Origin of the sequence: Variovorax sp. NFACC27 (assembly GCF_048301545.1) — a bacterium.
Classification (GTDB): domain Bacteria; phylum Pseudomonadota; class Gammaproteobacteria; order Burkholderiales; family Burkholderiaceae_C; genus Variovorax; species Variovorax gossypii.
Genome location: NZ_CP157613.1, coordinates 5,927,012 through 5,939,832, shown reverse-complemented (window position 1 = coordinate 5,939,832; position 12,821 = coordinate 5,927,012). Strand labels below are relative to the sequence as shown.

The 12,821-nt window shown below is 70.0% G+C and carries 13 protein-coding genes; 5 read left to right on the top strand and 8 right to left on the bottom strand.

The genetic code is table 11. The features are described from left to right. Positions 1–12: 12 nt before the first annotated feature. Positions 13–675, top strand: coding sequence for an NmrA family NAD(P)-binding protein (locus ABL840_RS27955; protein WP_093303363.1), 663 nt, complete (start codon positions 13–15; stop codon positions 673–675). Here the strand turns inward: ABL840_RS27955 and ABL840_RS27950 are convergent. Beyond that, positions 659–1,627, bottom strand: a complete 969-nt coding sequence (locus ABL840_RS27950; RefSeq protein WP_093303365.1) for a LysR family transcriptional regulator — start codon at positions 1,625–1,627, stop codon at positions 659–661. The two genes, ABL840_RS27955 and ABL840_RS27950, sit on opposite strands and share 17 nt — an antisense overlap. Before the next feature lie 128 nt (positions 1,628–1,755). Between ABL840_RS27950 and ABL840_RS27945 the strand changes: the two genes are divergently transcribed. Both ABL840_RS27945 and ABL840_RS27940 read left to right on the top strand, forming a co-directional pair. After that, on the top strand, positions 1,756–3,183 hold the full coding sequence (locus ABL840_RS27945) for a M20 family metallopeptidase (RefSeq protein WP_093303368.1): 1,428 nt from the start codon (positions 1,756–1,758) through the stop codon (positions 3,181–3,183). A gap of 8 nt (positions 3,184–3,191) precedes the next feature. Further along, a complete protein-coding gene (locus ABL840_RS27940) occupies positions 3,192–4,181 on the top strand; it encodes a Bug family tripartite tricarboxylate transporter substrate binding protein (RefSeq protein ID WP_093303370.1) in 990 nt (329 codons plus the stop codon). 4 nt (positions 4,182–4,185) lie between these two features. Here the strand turns inward: ABL840_RS27940 and ABL840_RS27935 are convergent, their stop codons facing one another. Together ABL840_RS27935 and ABL840_RS27930 are read right to left on the bottom strand one after the other, a co-directional pair. Then, positions 4,186–4,995 carry an alpha/beta fold hydrolase gene (locus ABL840_RS27935; RefSeq protein ID WP_093303372.1) on the bottom strand — a complete coding sequence of 270 codons (810 nt, stop codon included), beginning with the start codon at positions 4,993–4,995 and terminating at the stop codon, positions 4,186–4,188. Between the two features lies 1 nt (position 4,996). Beyond that, positions 4,997–6,307, bottom strand: coding sequence for an O-acetylhomoserine aminocarboxypropyltransferase (locus tag ABL840_RS27930; RefSeq protein WP_093209576.1), 1,311 nt, complete (start codon positions 6,305–6,307; stop codon positions 4,997–4,999). A 164-nt stretch (positions 6,308–6,471) separates the two neighbouring features. Between ABL840_RS27930 and ABL840_RS27925 the strand changes: the two genes are divergently transcribed. Beyond that, the gene (locus ABL840_RS27925) at positions 6,472–6,924 is read left to right on the top strand and encodes a CBS domain-containing protein (RefSeq protein WP_093209578.1); all 453 of its coding nucleotides are present in this window, start codon (positions 6,472–6,474) and stop codon (positions 6,922–6,924) included. A gap of 33 nt (positions 6,925–6,957) precedes the next feature. Here ABL840_RS27925 and ABL840_RS27920 read toward each other — a convergent pair whose 3' ends face one another. Genes ABL840_RS27920 through ABL840_RS27910 form a run of 3 tightly spaced genes read right to left on the bottom strand, consistent with a single transcriptional unit; the run spans position 6,958 to position 10,155 of the window. Continuing rightward, positions 6,958–8,052, bottom strand: coding sequence for a nucleoside hydrolase (locus ABL840_RS27920; protein WP_093304130.1), 1,095 nt, complete (start codon positions 8,050–8,052; stop codon positions 6,958–6,960). Between the two features lie 22 nt (positions 8,053–8,074). Continuing rightward, entirely contained in the window at positions 8,075–9,055 is a 981-nt protein-coding gene (locus ABL840_RS27915) for a tripartite tricarboxylate transporter substrate binding protein (protein ID WP_176947514.1), read from the bottom strand. Between the two features lie 8 nt (positions 9,056–9,063). Next, entirely contained in the window at positions 9,064–10,155 is a 1,092-nt protein-coding gene (locus tag ABL840_RS27910) for an adenosine deaminase family protein (RefSeq protein WP_093303378.1), read from the bottom strand. Positions 10,156–10,241: 86 nt separating this feature from the next. Here ABL840_RS27910 and ABL840_RS27905 point away from each other — a divergent pair, with 86 nt between their 5' ends. After that, positions 10,242–11,198, top strand: a complete 957-nt coding sequence (locus tag ABL840_RS27905; protein WP_093303380.1) for a LysR family transcriptional regulator — start codon at positions 10,242–10,244, stop codon at positions 11,196–11,198. Between the two features lie 4 nt (positions 11,199–11,202). Here the strand turns inward: ABL840_RS27905 and ABL840_RS27900 are convergent, their stop codons facing one another. Further along, positions 11,203–11,838 (bottom strand): N-acetyltransferase, encoded by a 636-nt coding sequence (locus ABL840_RS27900; RefSeq protein WP_093303383.1) that lies wholly within the window; start codon positions 11,836–11,838, stop codon positions 11,203–11,205. Next, positions 11,835–12,719 carry a universal stress protein gene (locus tag ABL840_RS27895; protein WP_093303385.1) on the bottom strand — a complete coding sequence of 295 codons (885 nt, stop codon included), beginning with the start codon at positions 12,717–12,719 and terminating at the stop codon, positions 11,835–11,837. Before ABL840_RS27895 ends, ABL840_RS27900 begins: the two co-directional genes overlap by 4 nt. Between the last annotated feature and the right edge of the window lie 102 nt (positions 12,720–12,821).

Here is a 12,821-nt window from a genome sequence, read left to right as displayed (position 1 = left end):
GGAGCCTCTCCCATGAAAGTCCTGATCTTCGGCGCCACCGGCATGGTGGGGCAGGGCGTGCTGCGCGAGTGTCTGCTGGCACCCGACGTGGAAAGTGTCGTCGCGGTCGGCCGAAACCCCACGGGGCAGCAGGACCCGAAGCTGCGCGACCTGGTCCACAAGGACATGTACGACTACGGCGCCATCGAATCGCAGCTGCAGGGCTTCGGCGCCTGCTTCTTCTGCCTCGGCGTGTCGTCAGTGGGCATGAAGGAGCCCGAGTACAAGCGCATCACCTACGACCTGACGCTGGCCGCCGCCACCGTGCTCGCCCGGCTCAACCCGGGCATGACCTTCACCTACGTGACGGGTGCCGGCACCGACAGCAGCGAGCGCGGCAGCAGCATGTGGGCGCGCGTGAAGGGCGCGACCGAGAACGCGCTGCTGCGCCTGCCGTTCAAGGCCGCCTACATGTTCCGCCCCGGCATGATCCAGCCGCTGCACGGCATCCGCTCGAAGACGCCGCTGTACGACGCGGCGATCGTCGTGCTCAGGCCCGTGCTCGGGCTGGCCTTCCGCCTCTGGCCGAACCGGGTGACGACCACCGAGAAGGTGGGCCGTGCGATGTTGGCGGTGGCGCGCAACGGTGCGCCGAAGCCGATCCTCGACCCAGTGGACATCAACGCCCTGGGCTGATCTCTTTCTTCATTGCGCCGGAAGCCTGCGCGCGCCCCAGCTTGCGCCGGCCCGCGCTGGCGATCGCCGCGACCAGGTGCCGCACGAAGTCCTGCGCCAGCGGCGGCAGGGTGCGGCCCTCGAGCGCCAGCACCTGCAGCTGGCGCTGCTGCAGCGGCGCTTCCGCGAAAGGCCGTGCCACCACCGTGCCCGCGTCGATCAGGTGCATCACCGTGAGCAGGCCCGACAGCATCACGTCAGGCGTGCGCAGCAGTGGCAGCAGCACCGACGAGAAGTTGCTCACGAAGAGCGCGTGGTACTGCAGCCCCTGCAGGCTGCAGGCCTGGTCGAAGAGCTGGCGCGCGGTCACGCCCTTGTCGCCCACGGCCAGCGGGTAGCGCACCGCGTCTGCCACCGACACCACGCGCTGGCGCGCCAGCGGATGGTCGGGCCGCAGCACCGCGTACACCGGTGCTGTGGCCGAGTGCTCGATCTTCAGGCCGGACTCGGGCGCGACCACGTACTTGAGCGCGATGTCGGTCTCGCCGCGCGCCAGCAGTGCGCTCACGCTGTCGGGCGAGCCCACGTGCAGCTCGAGCTGGCAGCCCGGGTTGGCCGACTCGAAGCTGCGCATCACCAGCGGCATGAAGTGCCCCGCGAAGCCTTCGGTGCAGGCCATGCGGATTCGCCGCGCGCCCTGCCCGCCGAGGTCGCGCACCTGCTCGATCACCTGCTCGATGTCGAGCTGCGCATTGCGCAGGTGCGCGGCCAGCCGCTCGCCGGCGGCCGTGAGCGCCATGCCGCGCGCGTGCCGCTCGAAGAGGGGCGTGCCCAGGCTGTCTTCCAGTTTGGCGATCTGCCGGCTCACCGCCGACGAGGCTACGAACAGCCGGGCGGCAGCCTGGTTGACCGAGCCGCTGCGCGCCACTTCGAGGAAGTGCCGCATCGGGATGCTGAGGAGCGGAAGCGTCATGACAGGGAGCGAAGCGTCTGGAGTATTGCCTTCAAGGCAATGGTAGCTTGCCAAAACGATGCTGGAAGCATCGGCCCGCAGGCCTTGTACTTGCTCTCCCGACGGACAGAAAGACAAGGAACCCCTTCATGCAACGCACGGACAGCCTCGCCGCTGCAGCCGCCTACTTCGATGGAGGCGGCTTCTTCGCCGACCTCCGGCGCCGAGTCGCCTTCCGCACCGAGAGCGACACCGGCGCCGCAACGCCCGCGCTGGAGGCCTACCTGCGTGAGGAAATGATCCCGCCGCTCGCGGCGCTCGGCTTCGCCTGCGAGGTGATCGCCAACCCGGTGCCCGGCGGCGGCCCCTTCCTCATCGCGCGCCGCATCGAAGACCCGTCCCTGCCCACTGTGATGACCTACGGCCACGGCGACGTGGTCAGCGGGCAGGACGCGCAGTGGCAGGAAGGCCTCGCCCCGTGGGCGCTGACCGTGCGCGGCGAGCGCTGGTACGGGCGCGGCGCGGCCGACAACAAGGGCCAGCACAGCATCAACATCGGCGGCCTCGCTGCGGCGCTGGAGGCGCGCGGTGGGCGGCTTGGCTACAACGTGACATGGCTCGTCGAAATGGGCGAGGAGGCTGCCTCGCCCGGCCTGCACGCGGTGTGTGCGCAGCAGCGCGGCAAGCTGCGCGCCGACCTGTTCATCGCCAGCGACGGCCCGCGCGTGAGCGCGGCGCGGCCCACGCTGTTCCTCGGCTCGCGGGGCGCGGTCAACTTCAGCCTGCGGCTGCGCGCCCGGCCGCGCGGCTATCACTCGGGCAACTGGGGCGGCGTGCTTGTCAACCCGGGCACGGTCGTCAGCCATGCGGTGGCCTCGCTGGTGGATGCGCGCGGGCGCATCCTCGTCGAGGCGCTGCGCCCGCCGCCGGTCACGCAGGCCGTGCGCGACGCGCTGGCCGGCATCGCCATCGGCGGCGGCGCGGACGATCCCGAGGTCGACGAGGGCTGGGGCGAGCCCGGCCTGAGTGCGGCCGAGCGGCTGGTGGCCTGGAACACCATCGAGGTACTGGCGCTCGGCGCGGGCTCGCCGCAGCGGCCCGTCAACGCGATTCCCTCGGAGGCCGTGGCGCACTGCCAATTGCGCTTCGTGGTCGGCACGCCGTGGCAGGACCTGGAGAAGATCGTGCGCGAGCATCTCGACGCGCATGGTTTCGAGCAGGTCGAGGTGCAGGTCACGCTGACCGGTGCCGCGACGCGGCTCGACGTCGAGAACCCCTGGGTGGGCTGGGCGCGCCGGTCCATCGAGCAGAGCAGCGGCCAGCGCCTGGACCTGCTGCCAAACCTCGCCGGCTCGCTGCCCAACGACGTCTTCGCCGACCTGCTGGGGCTGCCCACGCTGTGGGTGCCGCATTCGTACCCCGCCTGCGCGCAGCACGCGCCCAACGAGCACCTGCTCGCGCCGTTGGCGCGCGAGGGCCTGCAGATCATGGCCGGCCTCTACTGGGACCTGGGCGAGCCGGGCCTCGCACCGTGGGCCGCCGGTCGGCTGCCGCAATCCGTTTCCTCCCTTTCCTGACACGCACCATGAGCCTCGCCATTTCCCGCCGCCGATTCGGCCTGCTGCTTTCCGCCTCCGCCGTGCTGGGCACCCATGCGCCCGCTTTCGCCCAGGGGGCGTGGCCCGACCGCCCGATCAGGCTGGTCGTGCCGTTCCCGCCGGGCGGCGGTACCGACCTCGTGGCGCGCGCGATGGGGCAGACGCTGTCGGAGCACCTGGGCCAGCCCATCGTGATCGACAACAAGCCCGGTGCCTCCACCATCATCGGCACCGACGCGGTCGCCAAGGCCGCGCCGGACGGCTACACGCTGCTGCTGTCGGGCTCCACCAGCTTCAGCGTGAACCCGGCCCTGCGCGCGAAGCTGCCCTACGACACGGTGCGCGACCTCGCGCCCATCGCCATCGTGGCGCGCACGCCGCTGGTGCTGGTGGTGGGCAAGGGCACGCCGTGGCAGTCGCTGCCCGAGCTCATCGCGGCGGCCAGGGCGAAGCCGAAGAGCATCCGCTACGCCACATTCGGCTCGGGTTCGGGGCCGCACCTGGCGGGCGAGCTGTTCGCGCTGGCCGCGGGCATCCAGCTGCAGGACATTCCGTACAAGGGCAGCAGCCAGGGAGCGATGGCGGTGATCGGCGGCGAGATCGAGGTCGGCATCGACACCGTGGCTTCCGTGGCGCCGCACGTGCGATCGGGCAAGCTGCGCGCGCTCGGCATCGTGGGCGCGACGCGTTCCAGCATGCTGCCCGAGGTGCGCACGCTGGCCGAGCAGGGCCTGCCCGACGCCACCTTCGATGCCTGGTACGGCTTCGCCGCGCCGGCACGCACGCCGGCTCCGGTGATCGATAAGCTCGCCCGCACGGTGGTGGCGACCATGGGCAACCCGGCGCTGCAGGCGCAGCTTCGCACGCAGGGCATGGAGCCGGTGGCCATCGGCGCGGCGGCGTTCCGCGCGCAGATGGAAGGCGAGATCTCGCGCTACCGCGCGCTCGCCCACCGGGCGGGCATCGCGGCGGAGTAGGCGCTCAGGCGGCCGTCACGAAGTCGCGCAGCGCGAACAGCACCGCGTCGGGCGCCTCGCTCATCAGCGCGTGACCGGCGTGCACCGTCACCACCTTGGCGTTGCGCGCCTTGCCGACGAGCGCCTTGGTGGCGCGCGGCGGCGTCATCTGGTCGGCGTCGCCCAGCAGGAAGAGCACCGGGCACTGCACCTTCTCCATCGCGGCTTCGCCGTTGGCGTAGTCGTTGCAGGCCTTGAAGCCGATGTGGAACACGTTCGCCTCGCGGTTGCTCGCGAGCACGCGGCGCATCAGCGCGCGCGAGCTGCCGTAGAGCCAGGTGCCGGGGCCGAGCGAGGAGGGCGGCGGCGCCAGCAGCGAGTGCGAGAAGGTGTTGACCATCGCGATGGCGCGTTGCGGGTCGCTCACCGAGCTCTCGAGCAGCGCGGGCGACACCGCCATCGGATAGGCCGTGCCGACCATCGCGAGGTGCGTGATGCGGTCGGGGGCGCGCGAAGCCGTTTCGAGCGCGATCAGCGAGCCGAAGCTGTGGCCGACCAGCGCGGCCTTGCGCACGCCGGCCGCGTCGAGCAGCGCGATGACGAATTGCGCCGCCTCTTCCACGCTGGCCGGCGGCGGGCCCTCGCTCTTGCAATGGCCGGGCAGGTCGACCGCGAGCACGTTCCAGCCGTGGTTGGCGAACCAGCGGCTCTGCAGGATCCACACGCTGTGGTCGTTGAGCACGCCGTGGACGAAGACGACCGTGGGCTTCGCCGCATCGAAGGGCTTGCCGCCGGTGTAGCAGTAGGTGGCGTGGCCGTTGACGGTGTAGTTCATGTCAGGCACCCGCCTTTTCCGCGGCCTTCAGGGCGCGCTTGAGGTCGTCGATCAGGTCGGCCGGGTCTTCGAGGCCGATCGACAGGCGGATCGTGCCCTGCGAGATGCCCGCGCCCGCCAGCGCCTCGTCGGTCATGCGGAAGTGCGTGGTGCTCGCGGGGTGGATCACCAGGCTGCGGCAGTCGCCCACGTTGGCCAGGTGGCTGAAGATCTTCAGCGTCTCGATGAAGGCCTTGCCCTGCGCGCGGCTGCCCTTGATGTCGAAGCTGAACACCGCGCCGGCGCCGCGCGCGCCATGGCGCAGCAGCTTCTGCGCGAGCGCATGGCTCGGGTGCGATTCGATCAGCGGGTGTCCCACGCGAGACACGAAGGGGTGGCTCGCGAGGAACTCGACCACCTTCTGCGTGCTGTCGATGTGGCGCTCCATGCGCAGCGGCAGCGTCTCGATGCCCTGCAATATGAGCCATGCCGTGTGCGGGCTCATCGAGGCGCCGAAGTCGCGCAGGCCCTCGCGGCGGGCGCGCAGGAGGAAGGCACCCACCGTGCTTTCCTCGCTGAAGACCATGTTGTGGAAGCCGTCGTAGGCCTGGGTCAGCTCGGCGAACTTGCCGGATTTCTCCCAGTCGAAGCTGCCGCCGTCGACCACCACGCCGCCGATGACGGTGCCGTGGCCCGACAGGAACTTGGTGGCCGAGTGGTAGACCAGGTCGGCGCCCCAGTCGAAGGGCTTGATCAGGTAGGGCGAGGTGAGCGTGGAGTCGACCAGCAGAGGCACGCCGGCCTCGTGGGCGATGTCGGCCACGGCCGGGATGTCGAGCACGTCGAGCCCGGGGTTGCCCACGGTCTCGCCGAAGAAGAGCTTGGTCTCGGGGCGTACCGCGGCGCGCCAGCCGTCGAGGTCGCCGGGCTTCACGAAGGTGGTCTCGATGCCGAAGCGGCGCATCGTGTAGTGCAGCAGGTTCTGCGAGCCGCCGTACAGGGCCGTGCTGGCCACGATGTGCGAGCCCGCGCCCATCAGCGTGGCCACCGACAGGTGCAGCGCCGCCTGCCCGCTGGCGGTGGCGATGGCGCCGATGCCGCCTTCGAGCGCCGACACGCGCTGCTCCAGCACCGCGTTGGTCGGGTTGCTGATGCGCGAGTACACGTGGCCAGCGCGCTCCAGGTTGAAGAGGGCGGCGGCGTGGTCGCTCGACTCGAAGACGAAGGAGGTGGTCAGGTGGATCGGCACCGCCCGCGCGCCGGTGGCGGGGTCGGGCGCGGCGCCGGCGTGCAGCGCGAGGGTGTCGAAACCGGGGTCGGAATATCCGGGCATGAGGGCCTTTCTCGTGTCTGAGCTGTTGTCTCCTGGCAAAGCCCCGTTACGTCTGCAATTCAGCACGCGCGACAGGGGCGCTCAGGTCGGCGTCGATTGTGGGCTATATTCAAAAACGTAACCCCCGCCCAGATAGCCGGGATCGAGTTCGAGAGGAGCACACGATGAAAGTCAGCGACATCCTTCGCGTCAAGGGCAATACGCTCTTCACCATCACGCCAGACGACCTGCTGGCAGAAGCCGCCAAGACGATGGCGGAAAAGGACATCGGTTCGCTGGTGGTCATGGAACACGGCGACCTCGTCGGCATGCTCACCTTCCGCGAAGTGATCGTCACCATCGTCGCCAACGGCGGCCAGGTCGGCACCACGCAGGTCCGCAAGGCCATGGACGACGCCCCCGTCACCTGCACGCTGGAAACCGACCTCGACGAGATCCGCCGCATCATGCTGGAGCGCCACGCGCGCTACATGCCCGTGATGGACAAGCGCATGCTGATGGGCGTGATCAGCTTCTACGACGTGGCCAAGGCCGTTGTGGACAGCCAGAACTTCGAGAACAAGATGCTCAAGGCCTACATCCGCGACTGGCCGGAAGAAGACGAAAAGGCCGGCTGACCTGCCGGCCTCCCTTTGCGCGGCGGGCCCCGATCAGGGCAGCCGCGCGATCTGCGCCTGCAATAGCGCGTAGAAGCCCTCGGTATCGGCCTCGCTGATCCACAGCGTATTGGGCGTGCGGCGGTTGTAGCCGCGAAAGTCGACCACCGTCGCGCCGGTCGTGAACTCGCCCTTCGTCTCCACATCCACGCTCACCTTCGCGCCCTTGAATAGCTCGGGCTTCAGCAGGTACGCGATCACGCACGGGTCGTAGATCGGCCCGACCGCCACGCCCCGGCGGCGCAGGCCGTAGGCCATCATCGAGTCGAAGATGTCCGCCACCACCTTGCCGGCGCTGTTGCGCATGGCGCGGAAGGGCCCGATGCGCTCGGGCGTCAGCAGCACGCGCCGCGCCGCGTCGTGCGACATGGCCGTCACCGGCACGCCGCTGCGGAACACGATCGACGCGGCTTCGGGGTCCGCATACACGTTGAAGGTGGCTGCCGGCGTGATGTTGCCGCCCACGCCCCAGGAGCCGTCCATCACCACGATCTCGGCAATGGCCGGCTTGATGTCGGGCGCCGAGTTGAGCGCGGCCGCGAAGTTGGTGAGCGGCCCCAGGCCCACGAGCGTGATGCTCTTCGGCTGGGCGGCGCGCAGCGTCTCGATGATGTACTGCACCGCGTGCTTCGGCTCCAGCGGGCCGCGTGGCTCGTGCAGCGTCGGGCCTTCCATGCCGGTCTTGCCGTGCACGTCGTCGGCGAAGATGGGTTCGCGCACCAGCGGGCGCGGATAGCCGGCGTAGACCGGAATCTCGGGCCGGTTGGCCCAGTCGCGCACGATGCGCGCGTTCTTCTCGGTCACCGTGAGCGGCAGGTTGCCCACGCTCACGGTCAGCGCCTTGATGTCGAGCCGGTCGGTGGCGGCCATGGCCATCAGCAGGGCGATGGCGTCGTCCTGGCCGGGGTCGGTGTCGATGATGACCTGGCGCTTGCCCACTACGGGAGGCAGCCGGGTGGCGGGCGTGCCGGCGAGCGCCTGTGCCAGTTCGGCAGGGGTGGGGCTGGGATTGGGGCTCGGGCTCTGTGCGAAGGCCATGCCCGCGAGGCCGGCGGCGGATGCGCCCAGCAGGGCACGGCGGGACAGCATGGGCAGGGTCTTCTTCACAGGCTCACTCCTTGATGTTGGCGGTCTGCACGATCTTCTGGTTGCGCGCGTACTCGGCCTGCACGAACTTCGCGAAGGACTCGGGCGTGCCGCTGCCCGGCAGCGCGCCTTGCTCCACGAGCTTGCTGCGCACGCCTTCTTCCTGCAGCACGGCATTGAGCTCCTGGTTGATCTGCGCGACCACGGCCGGCGGCGTCTTCGCGGGCGCGAAGATGCCGGTCCAGCTCACCATGTCGAAGCCCTTGAGGCCGGGCATCTCGTCGAAGGTGGGCACGTTGGGCAGCGCGGCCAGCCGCTTGGTGCCGGTGATGCCCAGCGCCTTCAGCCGCTTGCCGTTCACGTGCGGGATGGCGCTGGTGCTCACCAACATCGCCAGGTCGACCTGCTCGCCGATCACGTCGGTGGCGATCTGCGCGCCGCCGCGGTAGGGCACGTGCGTGACGAAGATGCCGCTGCGCTCCTTCAGCAGCTCCATGGCCAGCTGCAGCACGGTGCCCACGCCGGAGGTCGCATAGTTGTACTTGCCGGGCTTGGCCTTGGCCAGCTTCACGAAGTCGGAGAAGGTCTGGGCCTCGAGGCCGGGCCGTGCCACCAGCACCATCGGCGCGGTGTTGAGCATGCCCACCGGTGCCAGGTCCTTCAGCGGATCGAAGCGGAAGGCGGAAGGGTTCACCAGCTTGCCGATGGCGATGGCGCTGTCGGGGCCCGCCACCAGCGTGTAGCCATCGGGCGCCGCATTCACGGCCTTGGCCACGCCGATGGCACCGCCCGCGCCGGCCACGTTCTCGACCACCACCGACTGCTTGAGCCGCTCGCCGAGGCGCTGGGCCACGAGGCGCGCGTTCACGTCCACGCTGCCGCCGGCGGTGAAGGGAACGATCAGCGTGATGGGCTTGGCGGCGGGCCATGCCGCCTGCGCGAGGGCGGCGGTGGGCAGGGCGGCGCAAAGCGCGGCAGCGAGGAGCAGGCGGCGGGGCGTGTTCATGGCGTGGGTCATTCGTGGTTGGTGGGGGCGGGTTCGGTGTCGAGCCGTGCGCGCAGCGCGTCGAACTCGGCGCTCCATTGCGTGCGCCATTCGAGGCGCTGGGCATCGTCGATCCAGGCGCCGTCGAGGCCGTTGAGCATGAAGCCGCGCAGGTCGTCCAGGCCGAAGCCGAAGTCGCGCACCATCATCAGCCAGGCCCGCGTGGGCGTGACCTTGTGCAGCGTCGGGTCGTCGGTGTTGGGGTGGATGCGCAGGCCCAGGCCGGGCATGCGGCGGATGGGGTGGTCCAGGGCCCAGCGCTCGGGCGGCAGGGTGCGCAGGTAGTAGGAGTTGGTGGGCACCACGGTGAAGATCACGCCGCGCTCGGCGCATTGCCGGGCGTAGTCGGGCTGGTCGACCACCGTGTAGCCGTGGTCGATGCGGTCGACCTTCAGCTCGTCGAGCGCGGTGCGCACGTTGGTCCAGGGCATGCCGAACTCGCCGGCGTGCGCGGTGGTCTTCAGGCCGGCCTTCTTCGCCTCGGCATAGGCCCGGGCGAACATCTCGGGCGGACGGTCGACCTCGCGGTAGTCGATGCCGATGCCGATCACCTCGTCGCAACGGTGGGCCTTGACCCATTCGACCATCTCCACAGCCGCCTCGGGGCTGGCCTCGCGGTCGATGGCGGCGATGAGGCGGCCGTCGATGCCGAATTCCTGCTTCGCGTCGTGTATGGCGCGCACGATGGCGCCCTGCGCGAGTGGGTAGGCAATGCCCGATTCATGCACCGTGCCGGTCGGGTTCCAGAAGAACTCCGCGTGGCGCACGTTGTGCGAGGCCGCGTCCTGCAGGTACTCGAGCGTGAGCTGGTAAATGTCGCCGGCGCTGCGTACCAGCTGGGCGTCGAGCGCGCGCAGCACCCGCAGCACGCCGACCGGCTTCTCGCCGCGCGTGTAGAAGCCCTCGATCTCGTCGTCGGCCAGCGGAGAGCCGGCACGGCGATTGAGTTGCTTGAAGGTCTCGTGGCGCACCGTGCCGAACAGGTGGCAGTGCAGCTCGGCCTTGGGCATCGCATGCAGCATCGCCTCCAGCGTGAGGGGCGCGTGGGTGGGGCTGATCATGGCGGCAGTCTAGTAACGGCTCGCCCATAAGGAAAATTTTGAATTTCTATAATTTGATTCACTGAATCAATAACCAAGGATTCGCCATGGCCGCCTTGCCCCTGCGCGCGCTCACGCTGCGCCAGCTGCAGTTCTTCTCGGTGTTGGTGGAAGAGGGCCAGTTCGGCAGGGCCGCGCGACGGCTGGCCATCACGCAGCCGGCCCTGAGCAACGCCATCAAGCAGATGGAGAAGCTGCTCGGCGCCGAGCTGCTCACCCGCTCCACCCACCGGCTCGAGCTCACGCCCGTCGGCGCCGAGGTGCTCGCGCGCACCGACTTCCTGGTCAACACCTTCGAGGTGGCGCTGCGCGACATCGAGAGCACCGTGCAGCGCGGCCGGGCCTACGTGCGCATCGGCGTGATCCCCTCGGCCAGCGCGCGGGTGGCGGCCGCCGCCAGCGAATTCCTGCAAGGCGGCCATCGCGAGGTGGAGCTGTCCTGGCGCGATGCCCCGTCGAACGCCCTGTTGGCCGAACTGCGCAGCGGCCAGATCGACATGGCGGTGGCCGCCATCACCGAGCCGCCGGGCGGGCTGACCTGCATCGACCTGTTCCGCGACCCGCTGGTGCTCGTGGTGCGGCGCGACCACCCGCTGGCGGCGGCCGGTGACGCCACCTGGGAGGCCATCGGCAAGGAGCGGCTGGTGCTCTTCGAAAGCGGCAGCATGCCGGCACTGGGCAATCCGGCGCGCGCGCAGTTCGCCCAGGGGCCGCAGCCGTATCGCGTGAGCTACTCCGAGACGCTCTATGCGCTGGTGCGCGGCGGGCAGGCTCTGGGCCTCATGCCACGTCTCTACACCTCGTCGCTGCGCGATCCCGAACTGGCCGTCGTGTCGCTGCTGAAGCCACGCGTCGAGCGCCGCGTGGTGCTGGCCTACCTGCCGGGGCCCATGCGCAACGTGGTGGCCCAGGAGCTCATCGCCTTCCTGCGCGAGCGGCTGCCGCAGGCCGGCGAGGCGACGGTGCGGCGCGTGAGCGGCAAGGGCGCGCGGACGCGGCGCTGAGGCCCTAGCCCATCTGCGTCTCGCAGCGGAAGCGCTCCAGCGTCCAGCCTTCGCCGAGCAGGAACATGCGCGTGTGCAGCGCGTCGAGCGTGGCGTCAGCGACCTCGCGGCCCATATAGTTCAGCTGCTTGCATCGCAGGTCGGCGAAGCCGGCCTCGTAGCGGCGCGACAGGCGCTGCCAGAGCGCATGCGCGCCCGGAGACTGCCGCGCGCCGCTCATGAGACAGATGCCCCGATCCAGCGCCCAGCGATAGACGGCGGAGGCCAGCCCGCGCCGCTGCCAGGCCGGGTGGTATTGCGAATGCGGTGCGCGGATGTGGCGGTCGGCCCTGCGGCTCAGCTCGATCAGCCGGTTGAACACGGTGTAGCCCACGAGCATGTCGTGGCGCGTGTCCTCGATGTAGACGTAGAGCTCGCCGTCGGCCTTGCGAAAACGTGCGCGCAGGTCGGGGGTGCCGAGCCCGAGGCCCGGCATTTCCTGCAGGCGGTCGTGCATGGCGCGCATGCGTTCGTGCACGGGCGCGAGCGTGTCCTCGGGACTGGCCTTGCCCGGATCGACGTCGATGCGCAGTTCGGCCGGCCTGAAGCGCCAGCACGGCAGCAGGGGAAGAAACGGAAATGGCAGCGCCAGCGACGTCATGCCGTGCCCCTTTGCACCAGTGCCGCGGAGTGCCGCGCCTGCACGCCATGCGGCACCACGAGCACGTCGCTCGTGGACCATCGCAGCACGCGCAGCGCCACGCTGCCCAGCAGGAAGTCCGTCAGCGCCGCGTGCCTGCGCTTGCCGACCACCAGCAGGTCGGCTCCGGTGTACTGCTGCTGGACGGCTGCCTGCCGCGCCGGGTCGCCGCGACCGATCGACGACACCACGCGGTTGCGGCGCGCGTTCGATGCGTCCGAGAGCCACAGCATGCGCTCGCGTGCATGGCGGGCGCAGGCGTGGCGGTAGGCGTCTATCACCTGCGCCGACACGTCCGCGTAGCGCAGCTTGCCTTCGTGCATGGGCGTGAAGGCATGGAACAGCTCGATGTCGGCCTGGCCGTCGAAATCGCAGGCCTGGTCGACCAGGGCGCGCGATTCCTCGACGAGGTCGATGGCGACGAGGATGCGCGCGTAGCCGCCGGCCCGTGCGTGCAGCCGCGTCACCAGCACGGGCCGTTGCGCCGCCCGCAGCAGCCGTTCGGCTGGCTGGCCCCGGAAGAAGGCGGCGAGCGAGCGGTCGGGCTCGTCGCCTATCACCACGAGGTCGCACCAGCGTGCCTCGCGCGCGGCGTCTTCGATCAGCCCGTGCGTGTCGTCGATCTTCTTGACCAGGATGCCGAAACGCTCGGCCACCTCGAGGCACACGGCGCCCAGGCCGCCTGCCGCATCGGCATCCGCAGGGCCCGCGAACGCCGCGGGCGCGTACATGATCTTCAGCAGCGCGCCGTGCGCCGCCGCGGTGGAGGCCGCGCGCATGACGGTGCGCAGGCCGTGCGCCGACAGGTCCGTCACCGCCAGGATCGATTGGATGTTGCTCATCGTCAGTGCTCTTTCCGCATGGCAAAGCCGGCCGCCGGCTTTGGCGAAGCGGCTGGCGACGGGCAGGGGATTCAGCTGGGGAAGGCGCGGCGCGCCCGTGCG

Coding starts and splice junctions, on each gene's coding strand:
- ABL840_RS27955 (WP_093303363.1), top strand. CDS start 13: ATGAAAGTCCTGATCTTCGGCGCCACCGGCATGGTGGGGCAGGGCGTG.
- ABL840_RS27950 (WP_093303365.1), bottom strand. CDS start 1,627: ATGACGCTTCCGCTCCTCAGCATCCCGATGCGGCACTTCCTCGAAGTG.
- ABL840_RS27945 (WP_093303368.1), top strand. CDS start 1,756: ATGCAACGCACGGACAGCCTCGCCGCTGCAGCCGCCTACTTCGATGGA.
- ABL840_RS27940 (WP_093303370.1), top strand. CDS start 3,192: ATGAGCCTCGCCATTTCCCGCCGCCGATTCGGCCTGCTGCTTTCCGCC.
- ABL840_RS27935 (WP_093303372.1), bottom strand. CDS start 4,995: ATGAACTACACCGTCAACGGCCACGCCACCTACTGCTACACCGGCGGC.
- ABL840_RS27930 (WP_093209576.1), bottom strand. CDS start 6,307: ATGCCCGGATATTCCGACCCCGGTTTCGACACCCTCGCGCTGCACGCC.
- ABL840_RS27925 (WP_093209578.1), top strand. CDS start 6,472: ATGAAAGTCAGCGACATCCTTCGCGTCAAGGGCAATACGCTCTTCACC.
- ABL840_RS27920 (WP_093304130.1), bottom strand. CDS start 8,052: ATGCTGTCCCGCCGTGCCCTGCTGGGCGCATCCGCCGCCGGCCTCGCG.
- ABL840_RS27915 (WP_176947514.1), bottom strand. CDS start 9,055: ATGAACACGCCCCGCCGCCTGCTCCTCGCTGCCGCGCTTTGCGCCGCC.
- ABL840_RS27910 (WP_093303378.1), bottom strand. CDS start 10,155: ATGATCAGCCCCACCCACGCGCCCCTCACGCTGGAGGCGATGCTGCAT.
- ABL840_RS27905 (WP_093303380.1), top strand. CDS start 10,242: ATGGCCGCCTTGCCCCTGCGCGCGCTCACGCTGCGCCAGCTGCAGTTC.
- ABL840_RS27900 (WP_093303383.1), bottom strand. CDS start 11,838: ATGACGTCGCTGGCGCTGCCATTTCCGTTTCTTCCCCTGCTGCCGTGC.
- ABL840_RS27895 (WP_093303385.1), bottom strand. CDS start 12,719: ATGAGCAACATCCAATCGATCCTGGCGGTGACGGACCTGTCGGCGCAC.